This is a genomic window from Rhizobium sp. LARHSG275, from assembly GCF_052871115.1.
The window spans coordinates 127,000-142,319 of record NZ_JBIXJN010000015.1 but is presented as its reverse complement, the minus strand read 5'-3'; the positions used below and the strand labels follow the sequence as shown (position 1 = coordinate 142,319).

Annotated in this window: 15 protein-coding genes and 1 pseudogene; 3 read left to right on the top strand and 13 right to left on the bottom strand. The window is 61.9% G+C overall.

Going from position 1 to position 15,320, the window contains the following annotated elements:
• Window positions 1-4 precede the first annotated feature (4 nt).
• Window positions 5-1,357 (bottom strand): glutamine synthetase family protein, encoded by a 1,353-nt coding sequence (locus tag ACIPSK_RS21260; protein WP_162119004.1) that lies wholly within the window; start codon window positions 1,355-1,357, stop codon window positions 5-7.
• 81 nt (window positions 1,358-1,438) lie between these two features.
• On the opposite strand from ACIPSK_RS21260, the gene ACIPSK_RS21255 reads away from it, so the two are divergent.
• The gene (locus tag ACIPSK_RS21255) at window positions 1,439-2,806 is read left to right on the top strand and encodes an aspartate aminotransferase family protein (protein WP_162118984.1); all 1,368 of its coding nucleotides are present in this window, start codon (window positions 1,439-1,441) and stop codon (window positions 2,804-2,806) included.
• Between the two features lie 6 nt (window positions 2,807-2,812).
• On the opposite strand, the gene ACIPSK_RS21250 is transcribed toward ACIPSK_RS21255, so the two are convergent.
• The 4 genes and pseudogenes from ACIPSK_RS21250 to ACIPSK_RS21235 form a co-directional block, all read right to left on the bottom strand.
• Window positions 2,813-4,300, bottom strand: a complete 1,488-nt coding sequence (locus ACIPSK_RS21250; RefSeq protein ID WP_162118985.1) for an ArnT family glycosyltransferase — start codon at window positions 4,298-4,300, stop codon at window positions 2,813-2,815.
• 1 nt (window position 4,301) lies between these two features.
• Window positions 4,302-5,801, bottom strand: coding sequence for a glycosyltransferase family 39 protein (locus ACIPSK_RS21245; protein WP_162118986.1), 1,500 nt, complete (start codon window positions 5,799-5,801; stop codon window positions 4,302-4,304).
• A gap of 12 nt (window positions 5,802-5,813) precedes the next feature.
• Window positions 5,814-6,830 (bottom strand): glycosyltransferase family 2 protein, encoded by a 1,017-nt coding sequence (locus ACIPSK_RS21240; protein ID WP_162118987.1) that lies wholly within the window; start codon window positions 6,828-6,830, stop codon window positions 5,814-5,816.
• Between the two features lie 140 nt (window positions 6,831-6,970).
• Window positions 6,971-8,488, bottom strand: a pseudogene (locus ACIPSK_RS21235) (ArnT family glycosyltransferase); the annotation flags it as partial.
• A gap of 144 nt (window positions 8,489-8,632) precedes the next feature.
• Between ACIPSK_RS21235 and ACIPSK_RS21230 the strand changes: the two are divergent.
• A complete protein-coding gene (locus tag ACIPSK_RS21230; protein ID WP_162118988.1) occupies window positions 8,633-9,601 on the top strand; it encodes a lysylphosphatidylglycerol synthase domain-containing protein in 969 nt (322 codons plus the stop codon).
• On the opposite strand, the gene ACIPSK_RS21225 is transcribed toward ACIPSK_RS21230, so the two are convergent.
• Genes ACIPSK_RS21225 through ACIPSK_RS21210 form a run of 4 tightly spaced genes read right to left on the bottom strand, consistent with a single transcriptional unit; the run spans window position 9,591 to window position 11,925 of the window.
• Entirely contained in the window at window positions 9,591-10,826 is a 1,236-nt protein-coding gene (locus ACIPSK_RS21225) for a DUF6596 domain-containing protein (RefSeq protein WP_162119005.1), read from the bottom strand. The genes ACIPSK_RS21230 and ACIPSK_RS21225 overlap by 11 nt on opposite strands.
• 5 nt (window positions 10,827-10,831) lie before the next feature.
• A complete protein-coding gene (locus tag ACIPSK_RS21220) occupies window positions 10,832-11,200 on the bottom strand; it encodes a YciI family protein (RefSeq protein ID WP_162118989.1) in 369 nt (122 codons plus the stop codon).
• 2 nt (window positions 11,201-11,202) lie between these two features.
• Window positions 11,203-11,562: a YciI family protein gene (locus ACIPSK_RS21215; protein ID WP_162118990.1), complete on the bottom strand. Its 360-nt coding sequence runs from the start codon at window positions 11,560-11,562 to the stop codon at window positions 11,203-11,205.
• Window positions 11,563-11,574: 12 nt separating this feature from the next.
• Window positions 11,575-11,925, bottom strand: a complete 351-nt coding sequence (locus ACIPSK_RS21210; RefSeq protein WP_162118991.1) for a YciI family protein — start codon at window positions 11,923-11,925, stop codon at window positions 11,575-11,577.
• 156 nt (window positions 11,926-12,081) lie between these two features.
• On the opposite strand from ACIPSK_RS21210, the gene ACIPSK_RS21205 reads away from it, so the two are divergent.
• Entirely contained in the window at window positions 12,082-12,249 is a 168-nt protein-coding gene (locus ACIPSK_RS21205) for a hypothetical protein (protein WP_168724952.1), read from the top strand.
• Between the two features lie 45 nt (window positions 12,250-12,294).
• On the opposite strand, the gene ACIPSK_RS21200 is transcribed toward ACIPSK_RS21205, so the two are convergent.
• From ACIPSK_RS21200 to ACIPSK_RS21185, 4 genes are all read right to left on the bottom strand, one after another.
• A complete protein-coding gene (locus ACIPSK_RS21200) occupies window positions 12,295-13,797 on the bottom strand; it encodes an AMP nucleosidase (protein ID WP_162118992.1) in 1,503 nt (500 codons plus the stop codon).
• A gap of 173 nt (window positions 13,798-13,970) precedes the next feature.
• Window positions 13,971-14,150: a hypothetical protein gene (locus ACIPSK_RS21195; RefSeq protein WP_162118993.1), complete on the bottom strand. Its 180-nt coding sequence runs from the start codon at window positions 14,148-14,150 to the stop codon at window positions 13,971-13,973.
• Window positions 14,151-14,638: 488 nt separating this feature from the next.
• The gene (locus tag ACIPSK_RS21190) at window positions 14,639-14,908 is read right to left on the bottom strand and encodes a CopG family ribbon-helix-helix protein (protein ID WP_162118994.1); all 270 of its coding nucleotides are present in this window, start codon (window positions 14,906-14,908) and stop codon (window positions 14,639-14,641) included.
• A gap of 70 nt (window positions 14,909-14,978) precedes the next feature.
• Window positions 14,979-15,317 (bottom strand): DUF2147 domain-containing protein, encoded by a 339-nt coding sequence (locus ACIPSK_RS21185; protein ID WP_162118995.1) that lies wholly within the window; start codon window positions 15,315-15,317, stop codon window positions 14,979-14,981.
• Window positions 15,318-15,320: the final 3 nt, after the last annotated feature.

Here is a 15,320-nt window from a genome sequence, read left to right as displayed (position 1 = left end):
AATTTCAGAGCCGCGGCAAATAGGTGCGGTAGTCGAAATCCGAAACGGTGCGCAGATGCGCGAGCGCCTCCTTGCGCTTGGTGTCGCCATAGAGCGCCTGATAACGCGCGCCGAAGATATCGGCGATGAAGGGCGAGGTGCGGAAGGTGTCGACGGCGCTCAGGAAATCATGCGTCAGTCGCGCCGTATTCGCAGGTGTGTGCGAGGGCGTCGTCTCTTCGCCGGGGTCGAGATCGCCGTCGAGACCGGTGAGCATGCCGCCGAGGATCGCCGTCAGCAGCAGATAGGGATTGGCATCGGCGCCGGCGACGCGGTGTTCGATGCGTGCGGCCGGTCCATCCTTGTCGGGGATGCGGATCGCCGTGCCGCGATGGCCGCTGCCCCAGGTCAGATCGACAGGCGCGAACGAGCCGGGCTGGAAGCGCCGGTAGGAATTGGCGAAGGGGGCGAAGATCAGCTGCGCCGCGCGCATGGTGTCGAGCAGGCCTGATATCACCGATTTGATGAGCTTCGGCTCGCCGCCTTTGGCATCGAGGATGTTGCGGCCTTGCCCGTCGATGATGCTCGCATGCACATGCAGACCGGAGCCGGCATGTTCGGAATAGGGCTTGGCCATGCAGGTCGATTTCAGCCCGTGGCGGCGCGCCGCCTGTTCGGCGATGCGCTTGAGATAGAGGCAATCGTCGGCGGCAGCCAGCGCATCCGCACGATGCAGCAGGTTGACCTCGAACTGGCCCGGACCGAATTCCGCCGTCGTCGCATCCGCCGGCAGGTCCTGCGCCTTCGCATAGGCCCTCAGCGTCTGCAAATAGCCATCGAGCGCGTCGACGGCGCTCATGTCGTAGAGCTGGAAACCGTTCGCTTCGCCTCGACAGGTGAGGCTTTCCGGCGGGGCAGGGCGTCCGGTCTCGCGCCAGTCTCCCGACATCACGTAGAATTCAAGCTCGGTGGCGACGACGGGCGTCAGCCCGCGCGCCGCATAGCGCTCCAGCACGGAAGCGAGGATGGCGCGCGGATCCATGAAGCTCGGGCTGCCGTCGAATTCGTGCATGGTGGCGAGCACCTGCATCGAGCCCTCGGGCGCCCAGGGCATCGGCGCCAGGCTGCGCCGATCGGGGACGACCTTGCCGTCAGGATCGCCGATCGTCAGCGACAGGCCGGTGATGTCGTCATTGTCGTCGCCCCAGATGTCGAGCGATTGCGTCGAGGTCGGCAGGCGGATATCTCCGGCCCAGATCTTGTCTTCGGCGCCGGGCGGAAGCTGCTTGCCGCGCAGGTCGCCATTCATGCCGACGATCAAGATCTCGAAACGCGGATCGCCGCCGTCGGCCTTGCCGTCCATCCTGTCGCTCGCCATGACCTTGAAAATCCTCCGGGACAAGGCCAAGCTCCTATCTCATCGATATCAGCCTTTCAATCCGCGAGGGTCTTTACCATCATGCCCGATACTTACCCACCCTCGAACCTTGCCGCGATCGACGCCGCGCACCACCTGCACCCTTTCGCCGACATGAAGAAGCTGAATGTCGAGGGCACGCGTATCATCCAGCGCGGCGAGGGCGTCTACATCTTCGACAATCACGGCAGGAAATATCTCGATGGCTTCGCTGGCCTCTGGTGCGTCAATATTGGCTATGGCCGCCGGGAGATTGCCGACGCTGCCACCAGGCAGATGAATGAGCTGCCCTATTACAACACCTTCTTCGGCACGACTTCGACGCCGGCGACGCTGCTTGCGCAGAAGGTCACTTCCCATGCCGGGGAGCGGTTCAATCACATCTTCTTCACCGGCTCCGGCTCGGAGGCGAACGACACCTGGTTCCGCATGGCGCGCGTCTATTGGAGCGCTGTCGGCAAGCCGTCGAAGAAGATCGTCATATCGAGAAAGAACGGCTATCACGGTTCGACCGTCGCCGGCGCCAGCCTCGGCGGCATGAAATACATGCATGAGCAGGGCGACCTGCCGATCCCGGGCATCGTCCATATCGGCCAGCCCTATTGGTACGGAGAGGGCGGCGATCTGTCGCCCGCCGAATTCGGCCTCAAGGTCGCCCGCGAGCTCGAAGCGAAAATCGACGAACTCGGCGAGGAGAATGTTGCTGCCTTCGTCGCCGAGCCGGTGCAGGGGGCTGCCGGCGTCATCATCCCGCCCGAGACCTACTGGCCGGAGATCGACCGCATCTGCAAGGCGCGCAATATCCTGCTGGTGACCGACGAGGTGATCTGCGGTTTCGGCCGGCTGGGCGCCTGGTTCGGCCACCAGCATTTCGGCGTCGAGCCCGATCTGGCGCCGATCGCCAAGGGGCTTTCCTCCGGCTACCTGCCGATTGGCGGCGTCCTCGTCAGCGACCGCATCGCCGATGTGCTGATCAACGATGTCGGCGACTTCAATCATGGTTTCACCTATTCCGGCCACCCGGTCTGCGCCGCCGCCGCACTCGAAAACCTGCGCATCATCGAGGAGGAAAAACTGGTCGAACGGGTGCGCGACGATATCGGTCCCTATTTCGGCAGGGCCTGGGCAGCGCTGGCCGAACATGATCTGGTCGGCGAGGCCGATAGTATCGGCCTGATGGGCGGCCTGCAGCTTGCCGCCGAGAAGAGCACGCGCACCCGTTATGCCAAGCCCGATCAGGTCGGTGCGCTGGTGCGCAACCACGCGCTGGCGAACGGCCTCGTGCTGCGCGCCACCGGCGACCGCATGCTCGCCTCGCCGCCGCTCGTCATCAGCCACGCCGAGGTGGACGAGATGGCGAGGATTACCAGGCTGGCGCTGGATTTGGCCTGGAAGGAACTGAAATCCTGATGCCGCTCAGCCCGGCTGGTTGATCCAGGCATAGCCGAAACGATAGCGGTCGTCGCCGCGCCCATAGAAATAAGGCACGTCGATCACCGATGCCTCGGGTGCGGATGAGCCGAGATTGGCCTGCAGCCACTGAGCCATATCAGGCGGAAGCGCTTCGCTTCCCCCCTTCTGCGGGAGGAGCCACACCAGGAGAAGTGGCCGCCGGCCGGAGAGATCTGGGTTGAAACCGGGATAATCCACCGAAAGGACCGGCACGCCGGGAATATCCTGCCTGAGATTACCGGCAAGCAGGCTGTCCCCGGCAAGGATTGCCGCCGGTTCGGCCCGTTTGCGCAGGATGTCCAGCATGCCGGCATAGGGCCTGTTCAGCCGCTCGTAATGGCCGGTGAAGCGTGCGGCTGCGACGCTGCCGTAGAGGGCCGCCGGCACGCCGATCATGATGACGGCAACTATGGGTATGAAACGCCGGAACGCCCTGTCTGTCGCGACGCCTGATGCCTCGATCTTCAGGCAGAAATAGAGCGGCAGGATGAAGAGCATCGGCACCAGCCAGCGATCCTTGATGCCCGCCGCGCCGCCGAAGACGATCAGAAGCAGAATGCCGGCCAAGAAGACGAGCATCATCCGCTCGAGCAGCCGCGTCCATTCCGAACCGGCCACCAGTGCCGGACGAAGGCTCTTGCCGAAGACGAGCGCGAACACCGCCACGGTCAATGCTGCAAAGCTGATGATGGCGAGAGCCAGTGAACTGACGCCCATGGCGACCTGCGCGAGGTAGCTCGCATGGCCGCTCGCGGTCATCTTCTCCAGCGTGCGCGCGGTGGCGAAATCGAGATTGTCCTTCAGCCAGAAGAGATGCGGCAGGGTGATGACGAGCGCCACTGCCGCCGTTAGCCCCAGCCGCCAGTCGAAGATCCGCGGCCGCAGGCGCACATCCGAAAGCGCGGCGATCAGCGCTGCCGCCGGCAGGATCGCAAAATTATATTTGGCAAGCAGGCCGAAACCGATCCCGATGCCGGCGATGAGATAGGAGCCAAGGCTCGGCTGCTTCAGGCTGCGAATGAAGCCGTAGAAGAAGATGCTGGCGGAGAAGAACACCGCGACCGTGTGCGTCAGGTCGCGCTGCATCTCGAAAGCCATCTGCGGGATGGTCAGCAGCCCGAGTGTGGCGATCGCCACCAACGCCTTGTCGCGCAGCACGAGCCGCGCGGTCAGGCCATACAGCAGATAGGAGATGAAGAGCAGCAGGTTCTTCACCATAGAAAGGGCGGTCAGCGAGACGCCGGCAAACTGGAAGACGGTGTATTGCAGCCAATTGTAGAAGGGCGGCTGCGGGCCGTAGCCGGCGGCAAGCCATTGCGAGCGGAAGGCTTGTTCGGCCTCGTCGAGATCGAGCGAATGCGAGGTTGCGAGCCGCACGCCGACCTGAAGCACGAAATAGGCCGCCAGCAGGACGAAAACCCAACTGATGTCACGACGGTTGGTCTCGGTCATCCTATTTGGTCTCCGGCCGAACCCAGGCGTAGCCGAGCGCGAAATTATCGCCCTGGCGGCCGAAATAATAGGGAAGCGAGAGCGAGCCGATCTCCTGCAGCGCGATGCCGGCCGCCGTCAGCGCCGAGGAAAACCGCTCCGGCATGACCGCATCCGCAGCGGTCGCCGTCTTCTTGCCGCGCCAGACGATCAGCACCGGCCCCTTGGCCTCGGCATAGGCCGGAATGCCGGGTGTCGGAAAATCCGGGATCACGACGGGCACATCGGGAAATTGCAGCCGCATGTTTCCGCCGATATAAGTGTCGGAAGCGATCACCAGCGCCGGTTCGGCCTGTCGCGTCATCTCACGCGAAAAACCTGCCATCGGTACATTCGGCCTGCTGTATGCGCCGATCAGCCCGGCGCCGACGACACGAAAGCCGAGCGCGATCAGCACGCAGGCCATCAGCACCGGCGCGATCAGCCGGAAGCGGCGCAACCCGGCGGAAAGGTCGAGCCCGGCCGCCTGCATCTTCGCCAGGAAATAGATCGGCAGCACCAGCAGGAACGGGTCGAGCCAGCGCTCGCGCACCGTGGTGGAGCCGGTGAACAACACGATCAGAACGATGCCGGCGAGGCTTGCGAGCATCATCCGCTCCATCATGCCAGTCCAGCGATTGCCCGCAGAAAGTGCCCGGACAAAATCCCGGCGGAAGGTGGCGGCGAAGATCACAACCGGCAGCGCCGCAAAGGCGATGATGGCGACGAGAAAGGCGAGAAGGCCTTTGCCGATCCGTACGGCGCCGGCGGGTTCACTGCCGGCAGCCATCTTGACCAGAGTGTCGGAAGAGGCGAATGCAAGATTGTCCTGCAGCCAGATCGCGTGCGGCAGGACAATAACGAGCGTGACGGCGGCTGCTGCCAGCATGCGCCAGTCGAGCGCCCTGCGCCGCCATTCGGAATCGGGCAGGATGGCGATCAAGGCGACGACAGGCATTAGCGCGAAATTATATTTCGAGATCAGCCCGATGCCGGTCGCAAGCCCGAGCAGGAGATAGCTGCCGATATCCGGCCTGTCGAGCGTGCGGAAGAAGCCGTAGAGAAACAGCGAGCTGGCAAAGAGCAGCGCCGTCGTGTGGGTCAGATCCTGCTGGGCCATATAGGAGACCTGGGGCAGGGTGAGCAGCGCCAGCATGCCGACGGCGGCAAGCGCCTCGTTCTTCAGGGCGCGTCGCCCGGCAAGGCCGTAGAAGAGATAGGATAGAAACAGCAGAATGTTCTTCGGAACGATCAGCGCGCCGATCGACATGCCCGTCACCGAAACGACGGCATATTGCATCCAGTTGTAGAAGGGCGGCTGCGGGCCGTAGCCTGCCAGCAGATATTGCGAGAAGAAAGACTGCTCAGCTTCATCGAGCTCCAGCGAATGCGGAAGCGCGATGCGCAGCGCGATGTTGAGCACGAAATAGGCTGCAAGTAGCAGGCCCGCGGTTCTGATCGTACTCGTCGCGCGTTCCAGCATCGTGCTGCCGGCTTAGGCTTGGCTTTGATCGTCGAAGATCTGCCGGACGATATAATTCGGAGAAGCGTCGTCGCGGTAGTAGGTACGCGCGATCATTTCTGCCAGGATGCCGGTGGTGATCATCTGCACCGACGACAGCAGCAGCACGACGCCGACCATCAGCATCGGGCGCGTGCCGATATCGTTGCCCAAGATGAACTTGTCGAATCCGAGATAGAGCAGGATCAGCATGGCGAGCGCGCCGAGGCCGAGACCGAGCGAACCGAAGAAATGCCCCGGCCGCGCCTTGTAGCGCATGAAGAACATCACCGACAGCAGATCGAGGATGACGCGGAAGGTGCGCGAAATGCCGTATTTCGAAACGCCGTGCTCGCGAGCATGGTGGGTGACGGCCATCTCGCCGATGCGCGAGCTCGGGACGACACCGGCGACCCAGGCGGGGATGAAGCGGTGCATTTCGCCCATCAGCTTTACCTGTCTGATGATCGAGGCACGGTAGATCTTCAGGCTGCAGCCGTAATCATGCAGCTTGACGCCCGTGATGCGGCCGATCAGGTAGTTGGCGCACCAGGAGGGGATCTTGCGCAGGAACAGACCGTCCTTGCGATTCTTGCGCCAGCCGACCAAGAGGTCGAGTTCACGCCGTTCCAGCTCGGAGACCATTGAGGGAATGTCCTTCGGGTCGTTCTGCAGGTCGCCGTCCATCGTCGCGATCAGACGGCCTCGGGCAGTATCGATGCCTGCCTGCATGGCGGCAGTCTGGCCAAAGTTGCGCTGGAGTTCGACGATCCTGAGCGCCAGCCCCTCGCCTCCGACGTACCTGCGGGCGTTGACGAGCGTCGCATCCGTGCTGCCGTCATCGACGAGGATCAGCTCCCAGGGATGGGCGTAGCTGAGCATCGCAGCCACGACACGCTCGACAAGCGGGCCGACGCTTTCCTCTTCGTTGAAAATGGGTACGACCAGCGACAGCTCGAGCGATTGTACCGGATCATTCGTACCGCGAATGGGCTCTACCGTTGTCTGCAACTTCATCTCCAAAAGGCCGGACGGCCGAGCAAGCTTTACTGCTGCCGCCGCACTTGCGGAAGGCTACTACATGAAGTGTCCGCCCGTTGCCAGCGGCAATGGCGGTTTCCCGCAATCGGCTGATCTGCCTGGGCGCTATTGGCGCCGCCCTCCACCCAGGAGTAGCCAATGGAGAAGCTACGTTTGCCGTCACCGAAGAGATAAGGCAGCGTCAGCGTGTTCAACTCTTGCAGATGAATGCCCGATCTCACGAGATCGCTGGCGAAGCTGGGGGAAATTGTCGGGTCATCTGCAGTCTCGCCGCGCCAGATTACGAGCACCGGTCCCTTCGCGTCCGCATATTCGGGAACTCCGGGACCGGGAAAGAATGGGATCACGACGGGGATGTCGGGAAACTCCAGCCGCATGTTGCCGGCCACGAACTTGGTTCCCGCCACGATGAGAACCGGCTTGCGGGTCGCGGTCAATTCGGCCACGTAACCGGAAAAGGGAACGTTCGTTCTCGTATACGTGCCGATGTATTGAATGCCGACGATCCGGAAGAGAAGGATCGACAGGATGACGACCATGAAGACCGGCACCACGGGCCGGAAGCGCGCAAGACCGGCGGAAAGATCAAGGCCTGCGGTTTTCAATTTCAGGAACAGGTAGATCGGCAGGACGAGCAGGCATGGGTCGAGCCAGCGCTCGTGGATATCGCTGGCGCCGGCGAAGAGGACCACGCCGACGAAGGCGAGCATGCTGATGACCATCATCCGCTCGATTGCCCGGATCATCGGGCTGGAAGAGGAGAGCGCGCGAAAGAAGTCGCGCCGGAAGGCGGCCGCCATGAGAACGATCGGCAATGCGACGAAGCCGAGGACGGCGATGACGAGAGACAGCAGGCCTTGCCCGATGCGGGGGAGGCCGGCAGGGGCCAGGTGTTCGGCGGTCATCCGCTCCAGCGTCGGCGCAGAGGCGCTGACGAGATTGTCAGGCAGCCAGAGCGCATGCGGCAGCACGATCAGAATGGCAAGGACGGCCGCCGGCAGCAAGCGCCAGTCGATGAGACGGCTGCGCCACTCCCGCTCCGGCAGCACGGCGATCAGGGCGGCAAATGGCAGGATGGCAAAATTATACTTCGAGATGAGCCCGATGCCGGTGGCGATGCCGATGATGAGATAGCTCCCGATCGTCGGCTGGCGCAGCGTGCGGAAAAAGCCGAAGAGGAAGAGCGACGTTGCAAACAGCAGCGCGACGGTATGCGTCAATTCGCGCTGCGCCATCAAACCGACCTGCGGCAGGGTAATCAGGCTCAGCATGGCGACGGCTGCGAGCGATCGGCTCTTCAGCACCTCGCGGGCAGCAAGCCCGTAGAAGAGATAGCAGCCGAAGAGAATGATGTTCTTGGGCACCGAAAGCACCCACATCGATATGCCGGTCACCGAAACGATGGCATATTGGATCCAGTTGTAGAAGGGCGGCTGCGAGCCGTAGCCGGCAAGCAGGTATTGCGAGTAGAAGGATTGCTCCGCCTCGTCGAGATCGAGCGTATGCGGCAAGGCGATGCGAAGCGCGATGTTCAGCAGGAAATAGCCTGCCAGAAAAATGCTTGCGCTCGTAATGCTTTTGGTAATCCGCTCCAACCTCGTCTCCACGTTAAGCCGGCAAAGCGCCATCACGGCCGATCGGATCGTCGGCGTGCAAGCATGTTCGCCACCGTCGCCATCAACTCCGCCGTTGTGCGCAACCTTCATTTCTCCTAAAAGGCCTGGCGACTGAACCGATGCCTGTGTCGACGCCAAGCGAGGAATGCCTACTACATGAAGAGTTCGATCGTTGAAAGCCGGCAATCCTGGTTTATGCGCAATCGCATGACCGTTCTGACGGTCGTCATCGTCGCAGCCTATGGCCTCTTCATCCAATGGTTCTGGGGTTGGCCTGTCATTATCAGGCAGTGGGCCGATGTCGGAGCAGGTCCCGTCGTCAGCGCGCTTGTGCTCCTGACCAGCACCTATTTCCTGCGCACCTGGCGCATCTACGATTATTTCCCGAAGGAAACGGCCGGCCGGTTCGCGGTGCTCTTCCGTGTCACGCAGATCCACAACCTGCTGAACATCATGCTGCCCTTCCGCACCGGCGAGACCAGCTTTCCGCTGTTGATGCGCACCGAATTCGGCATTCCGCTGACGCGTGGAACCTCGGCGCTCTTCGTCATGCGGCTGCTCGACCTGCACGCCCTCCTGGCGGCTGCCGGCATCGGCTTTGCCATCGCTTCAGCCGATGCGGCTGTTGCCTGGTCGCTCTGGGCGGTCTTCCTTCTGCTGCCGGTCGCAGCTTTCGCTGCCCGCAAGCCGTTGCTGCGCCTTGCCGCCAGGCTGCTGCCGGAGAAGGCGCAGAAGTTCGTCGTCGAGATCGAAAACGGTTTGCCGCTCGACGCTATCGCCTTTGCGCGCGCCTGGGCGATGACCATCGTTAACTGGCTGGTGAAGGTGATGGTGCTGGCGTGGGCACTCGGCCTGATGGGGGTGCTTCCGATGGCGGCAAGCTTCGGCGGCGCGCTCGGCGGCGAGCTCTCCTCCGTGCTGCCGATGCATGCGCCGGGCGGCGTCGGCACCTATCCGGCCGGCATCACTGCCGGCGCCATTGCCTTGGGCGCATCGAGCGAGCGGCTGGCCTTGGCCGCGCTGGCGCAGGCGAGCGTCAACGCCCACCTGCTGATCATTGTCTCGGCCCTGACTGGAACGGCCATCTCGCTTCCCCTCGGCCGCCGCGGCAAGGCTAGGTCGTAAGCTCCAGGATGCGCTTGCGCAAAAAGACCTGTTCCGGCTCCTGCCGGCAGAATGTCAGCGCCGTCTCATAAGCTTGAATCGCCTCGGCCCGGCGTCCGAGCCGACGCAGAAAATCCGCCCGCGCCGAATGGGCGAGGTGATAGGTCGTCAGTTCCCCCTTGCCGAGAATGGCGTCGACAAGCGCCAGTCCTTTTCCCGGCCCCTCGGACATGGCGATTGCCACGGCGCGGTTGAGCTCGGCAATTGCTGAAGGGTGGGCGGCAATCAGCAGGTCGTAATAGAAGGCGATGCGCCGCCAGTCCGTTTCCTCGGGGCTGCCGGTCTTCGCGTGTTCCGCCGCGATCGCCGCCTGGACCGTATAGATGCCGATATCAGGCGCGCGCATGGCGCTGGCGAGCAGCGAAAGCCCTTCTGAAATCTTGCTTCGGTCCCAGCGCGAGCGATCCTGATCGGCAAGCAGCACCAGCGCGCCATCGGCATCCTGCCGGGCAGCACGGCGCGACTCCTGCAGGAGCAGCAGTGACAGCAGGCCTGCGACATCCGGATGCGGCAGCAGGGTTGCCAGCAGCCGCGCTAGCCGGATCGCCTCGGCTGTCAGATCGGCGCGGACGATCGTGTTGCCTGAGGACGCCGAATAGCCCTCGTTGAAGACGAGGTAGATGACGTGCAGCACCCGGTCGAGACGCTCCGGAAGCTCCGACCCGACTGGCACTTCATAAGGGATATTCTCCGCCCTGATGCGGCTTTTGGCGCGCACGATGCGCTGCGCGACGGTCGGCGCCGGCACCAGGAAGGCATGGGCAATCTCTTCCGTGGTCAATCCGCAGACCTCGCGCAGCGCCATCGCGGTCTGTGCATCGGCAGCAAGAGCCGGATGGCAGCAGATGAAGATCAGCCGCAGCATGTCGTCCTCAATCGGTTCCATGTCGCCGATCTCCGCTTCTGTGCCATCAGGATAAAGGCCGTCTTCGATATGCTGCAGCGAGGCGTTGAAGCGCGCCCGCCGCCTGAGGTGATCGATCGCCTTGAAGCGGCCGGTCGAAACCAGCCAGGCGACGGGATTGTTGGGCATGCCGTCAACCGGCCATGTCCGCGCCGCCGCCGCAAAGGCATCATGCAGCGCTTCCTCTGCCCGGTCGAAATCGCCGAGCAGGCGGATCAGCGTCGCCAGAACCCGGCGCGAATGTTGTCGGTAGATATCCTCGATCACCTGTTCCCCAATCACCTGTCTCAAGGGCCGACCCTCGACAGGGTGAGCAGCCGCACCGGGCGCAATTCGATCGACCCGACCCGGACGCTCGGAATACCCGCAACGACCTTGCGTGCAACTTCCAGATCGGCCGCCTCGATGATGTAGATGCCGGCCAGATGTTCCTTGGTCTCGACATAGGGCCCGTCGGTCGAAGACAGAGTGCCATCGCGCACCCTCACCACAGAGGCACAGTCAGGACCTTCCAATGCATCGGAATGGATCATGATGCCTTTGCGCTGAAGTTCTTCGTCATACTGGAAATGCGCCCTGACGAGCTCGTCGCCCTCGGCCTGGCTGAGTGTGCCGTCGGTATCGGCGGAATTATAGATGAGGCAGACGAAGCGCATGGCTATCTCCCATCCTTGATCGAATATGCCGGCCGAATTTCGACCGATGCATATTTGAGGATCGGGAATGTGGAAATGATCGCCTTCGCTTCCTCCATATCCCTGGCCTCGATCACAACGAAGCCGCCGAGATGCTCCTTGATTTCGGCGAAAGGACCGTCCGTCGCGGCAACGGTGCCATTGCGAACCCTGAGCGTCACGGCCTGCTCCGGCTCGTAGAGCGCCAGCGCGCTCAACATATGGCCGCTTTCGCGCCAGCGGTCGTCGCTGACGATGCATTCTTGGGTGACGGCCTCCCATTCCTCTGGCGTAACTTGGCTGCTCTTTTCGGTATCGAACCAGATCTGGCCCAGAAACTTCATGGCGTCACCTCCTCAGCGGAATTCATGGATGGGGCGAACCTCGATCGTGCCAAGCTTTGCCAGCGGAATGCCGGCCGCAACACGGATCGCATCATTGAGGTCCTTGGCGTCGATCAGAATGAAGCCGCCAAGCGCCTCCTTCGTCTCGATAAAGGGACCGTCGGTGACCGACATCTCGCCACCGCGCACACGAACCGTGACCGCCGATTGCGGCGACTGCAGCGCCTGGGAAACGATCATATGACCGCTGTCGACAAGATCGCGGTCATAGGCGAGCGAATCCCGGTCGAGCTTATTCTTCTCTTCCTGCGACATGGCAGACAGCACCGTGCCGTCGAACCAGACCTGGCAAAGATATTTCATTCCTTGTCCTCCGTGCCGTGCTTTCACAGCCCTTGGACGAACAGCCTAGGCGCTTTTCGACAGGGAAGAAAAATATTCTTTTCATCGATCGCAATGTCGAAAGGCCGAGGCAGCGCTCGACAAAGCTTCGTCTGACAACATCGAGGAGATGGAGCAATGAGCATGTTTGAAATCGGAATAGCACATCTGATCGTCACACGTGGCGCAAGTACGATGCCGCCTGTTGAGAATGCAGAGGTGATAAAGGTGCTGGTGAGGACTGTGATCGTGCTGGCGGCGTTTGCCGGCCTGATCGAAGCGCTGCAGCTTGCCGCAAGCGCTTGAGAACAGTGCGCGGCCGCGCGGATAAGGCCGGCCGCGCGTGATATCTTATTGAAACGCCGTTTCGAAGAAGCTGCGCAGCTTGCGTGAATGCAGCGCTTCCTTCGGCATGGCGGCAAGCTTCTGGACGGCACGGATGCCGATCTGCAGATGCTGGTTGACCTGCGTGCGATAGAAGGCCGTTGCCATGCCCGGCAGCTTCAGTTCGCCGTGCAGCGGCTTGTCGGAGACGCAGAGCAGCGTGCCATAGGGCACGCGGAAGCGAAAACCGTTGGCGGCAATCGTCGCCGATTCCATGTCGAGCGCGATTGCGCGCGCCTGGGAAAGCCGCTTCACCGGCCCGCGCTGGTCGCGCAGTTCCCAGTTGCGGTTGTCGATCGTGCCGACGGTGCCGGTGCGCATGATGCGCTTCAGCTCGAAACCCTCATAGCCGGTGATTTCGGCAACGGCGGCTTCGAGCGCCACCTGCACTTCGGCCAGCGCCGGGATCGGCACCCAGACCGGCAGGTCGTCGTCGAGAACATGGTCCTCGCGCATATAGGCATGGGCGAGAACATAATCGCCGAGCCGCTGGCTGTTGCGAAGACCGGCGCAGTGGCCGAGCATCAGCCAGGCATGCGGGCGCAGTACGGCGACGTGGTCGGTGATCGTCTTGGCGTTGGAGGGGCCGACGCCGATATTGATCATGGTGATCCCGGCATGGCCCTTCTTCTTGAGATGGTAGGCCGGCATTTGCGGCAGCCGGGTGAGGGTGGCATCCATTTCCGGCGCGTTCGAACCGGGGAGGGTGACGACATTGCCGGGCTCGACGAAGGCGGTATAGCCGTCGCCGCCTTCCGCCATCAGCTTGCGCGCCCAGCTGCAGAATTCGTCGATATAGAACTGGTAGTTCGTAAACAGCACGAAATTCTGAAAATGCTCTGCATGCGTCGCCGTATAATGCGACAGGCGGGCGAGCGAATAGTCGATGCGTTGCGCGGTGAACGGCGCAAGCGGCGAGGGCTCTCCCGGCGGCGGGATATATTCGCCGTTGGCGATCTCGTCGTCGGTGGTGTTGAGGTCGGGCGTGTCGAAGATATCGCGCATCGGAACGTCGACGAATGCTGTCGTCGACGCTTCCACATGCGCACCCTCGCCGAAGGCGAAGTGCAAGGGGATCGGCGTCGCCGATTCCGAGACGATGACAGGAACATTGTGGCTCTTCATCAAAAGCGCCAGCTGCTCCTTCAAATAATGCTTGAAGAGCTTCGGCCGGGTGACGGTCGTCGTATAGATGCCGGGTGCCGTGACATGGCCGTAGGAAAGGCGGGAATCGACATGGCCGAAGCTTGTCGTCTCGATGCTGACCTGCGGATAAAAAGCGCGGTAGCGCGAGGAGATCGGAGCACCCTGTGCAAGTTCGGTGAAGCTCTCGATCAGGAACGCCGTATTGCGCTCGTAAAGCGCCGTCAGCGTCTCGACCGCCTTGGCAGGATCATCGAAACTCTCAGGCTGGAAAGGTGGTGGAGAGGATATGTCGAGGGGCGACAAAGGGGAGATTCGTTTGTTCATGACGCATTATAGAGAGTTGTTTTTGACAAGCAAACGACGCGCGCCGACGGATTCCGATTTTTTATCCGCTTGCCGGTCTGGTGCGAATGCCTGTCGCCCAAAGTGCGCAGCGGTTTCGGGACAACGACGTGCATAAACCAAAGACCTAAAGCGCATCGCACGATGCGCTTTTGTTACCGCACCGTGGGCGCGCAGAAGGTACCATTTCTCTCCAGGCAGGTATAGCTTGCCCCGAAATGCGACTGCGCACCGCCGCCGCCATTATGCACCACGACCGCCGAAAACGTGATCGCGAAGATCGCTGCAAACAGCGAGATGATGCTAAAACGTCTTGCCAGAATATAGATGTTCATCCCCTTGCCCCCGATACGCAACTCTGTCGTGAGAAGAGTTTTGGCATGCGACGGCTGAACGAGTGCTGAGATGCCGGTTCATCAGCCGTTCAGCTTGCTGGGCAGGGTCGGCCGACCGCCAAGGGCTTGGAGGCATGTCGGCGTCGACATGCTTGGTGTTTTGGATGATGGCTGCGCATGTGCGTTACGATATGCTTATAAGTTGGTTCGGCCATTCTTCGGCCGGTCAATCCCGCGCGGTATGGATCACACGCAAGATAACGACGCTTTCACGTCCCGCGACAACTGCAGCTCATAGGAATTATGTAGGGGAACGGGCTGAGGGATTTTTCGTAAGTGCCGGTTACTCGCCCTGGTCGACCGGTTGCAAATTCGCCAAGTCCTCGATGGCGTCCACACCCTTTCGGCCGCATCGGAGCTGTCCTTCGCGATGCAACGCAGAATTTCGAGATTATACTCGTGTGCTTCCTTCGACCAAGGAACCGGCCTCATCCGGGCGAGGGCTTCCTGCGCTTGGCATCCTCGACGACCTCACGCATTTCGGCGACAGCCTGCTCGTGCCGTACAACGCGCCCAGCTTCCGCATCGGCCATGCCGCGCTTGATGCCCTCGATGATTTCAAGCTCGCGCTCCACATAGGCCGCTACGGCCTCGCCGGCGAGGAACGATTTGCTGCGTTGCGAATCGGCGGCAATCCTGTCTAGCTTTTCTTTTACGTCGGGGCGGACCCGAATTGTCATGGTCGTGCTGCCGGCCATTTCGAAACTCCTGTGTTGAATTGTGTACAATTTAACACATGTCGGCCTTGCCTCTTATCCCCGCGTTCTCTCAGAGCCGGGTCCAGGTCTGCGACTTGCAGAGGACCTTCGTCACGCAGCCCTGCATCCTCAGCGAATTGCCTGAAACCTTGCCTGCGCCGCTATAGGTCTTCTCGGCGGCGGGGTCGATGATCTCACCGGCATAGCTGCCACCGGTTCCCGCAAGCGTGCCGATCTTTCGGCCGGCATATTTGCCGGTCTTCAGCGTCACGCAATAACTGCCGCCGCAGGATGCGATCACCGCCGTATCGCCGGCAGCCGTCTTCCAGTTGCCGACGATCGGCTCCTCGGCATGCGCGACACCCGCGATCACTGTTATGACGCCGGCGAGAACGAAGCTGCGGATCATCTT

Bases quoted from the DNA above. Each gene is read 5' to 3' on its own strand.
- ACIPSK_RS21220 (WP_162118989.1), bottom strand. From the start codon at position 11,200: ATGCGCTTCGTCTGCCTCATCTATAATTCCGCCGATACCGACGGCACA.
- ACIPSK_RS21190 (WP_162118994.1), bottom strand. From the start codon at position 14,908: ATGGCCGGCAGCACGACCATGACAATTCGGGTCCGCCCCGACGTAAAA.
- ACIPSK_RS21215 (WP_162118990.1), bottom strand. From the start codon at position 11,562: ATGAAGTTTCTGGGCCAGATCTGGTTCGATACCGAAAAGAGCAGCCAA.
- ACIPSK_RS21205 (WP_168724952.1), top strand. From the start codon at position 12,082: ATGAGCATGTTTGAAATCGGAATAGCACATCTGATCGTCACACGTGGC.
- ACIPSK_RS21210 (WP_162118991.1), bottom strand. From the start codon at position 11,925: ATGAAATATCTTTGCCAGGTCTGGTTCGACGGCACGGTGCTGTCTGCC.
- ACIPSK_RS21245 (WP_162118986.1), bottom strand. From the start codon at position 5,801: ATGCTGGAACGCGCGACGAGTACGATCAGAACCGCGGGCCTGCTACTT.
- ACIPSK_RS21185 (WP_162118995.1), bottom strand. From the start codon at position 15,317: ATGATCCGCAGCTTCGTTCTCGCCGGCGTCATAACAGTGATCGCGGGT.
- ACIPSK_RS21250 (WP_162118985.1), bottom strand. From the start codon at position 4,300: ATGACCGAGACCAACCGTCGTGACATCAGTTGGGTTTTCGTCCTGCTG.
- ACIPSK_RS21195 (WP_162118993.1), bottom strand. From the start codon at position 14,150: ATGAACATCTATATTCTGGCAAGACGTTTTAGCATCATCTCGCTGTTT.
- ACIPSK_RS21200 (WP_162118992.1), bottom strand. From the start codon at position 13,797: ATGAACAAACGAATCTCCCCTTTGTCGCCCCTCGACATATCCTCTCCA.
- ACIPSK_RS21260 (WP_162119004.1), bottom strand. From the start codon at position 1,357: ATGGCGAGCGACAGGATGGACGGCAAGGCCGACGGCGGCGATCCGCGT.
- ACIPSK_RS21230 (WP_162118988.1), top strand. From the start codon at position 8,633: ATGAAGAGTTCGATCGTTGAAAGCCGGCAATCCTGGTTTATGCGCAAT.
- ACIPSK_RS21255 (WP_162118984.1), top strand. From the start codon at position 1,439: ATGCCCGATACTTACCCACCCTCGAACCTTGCCGCGATCGACGCCGCG.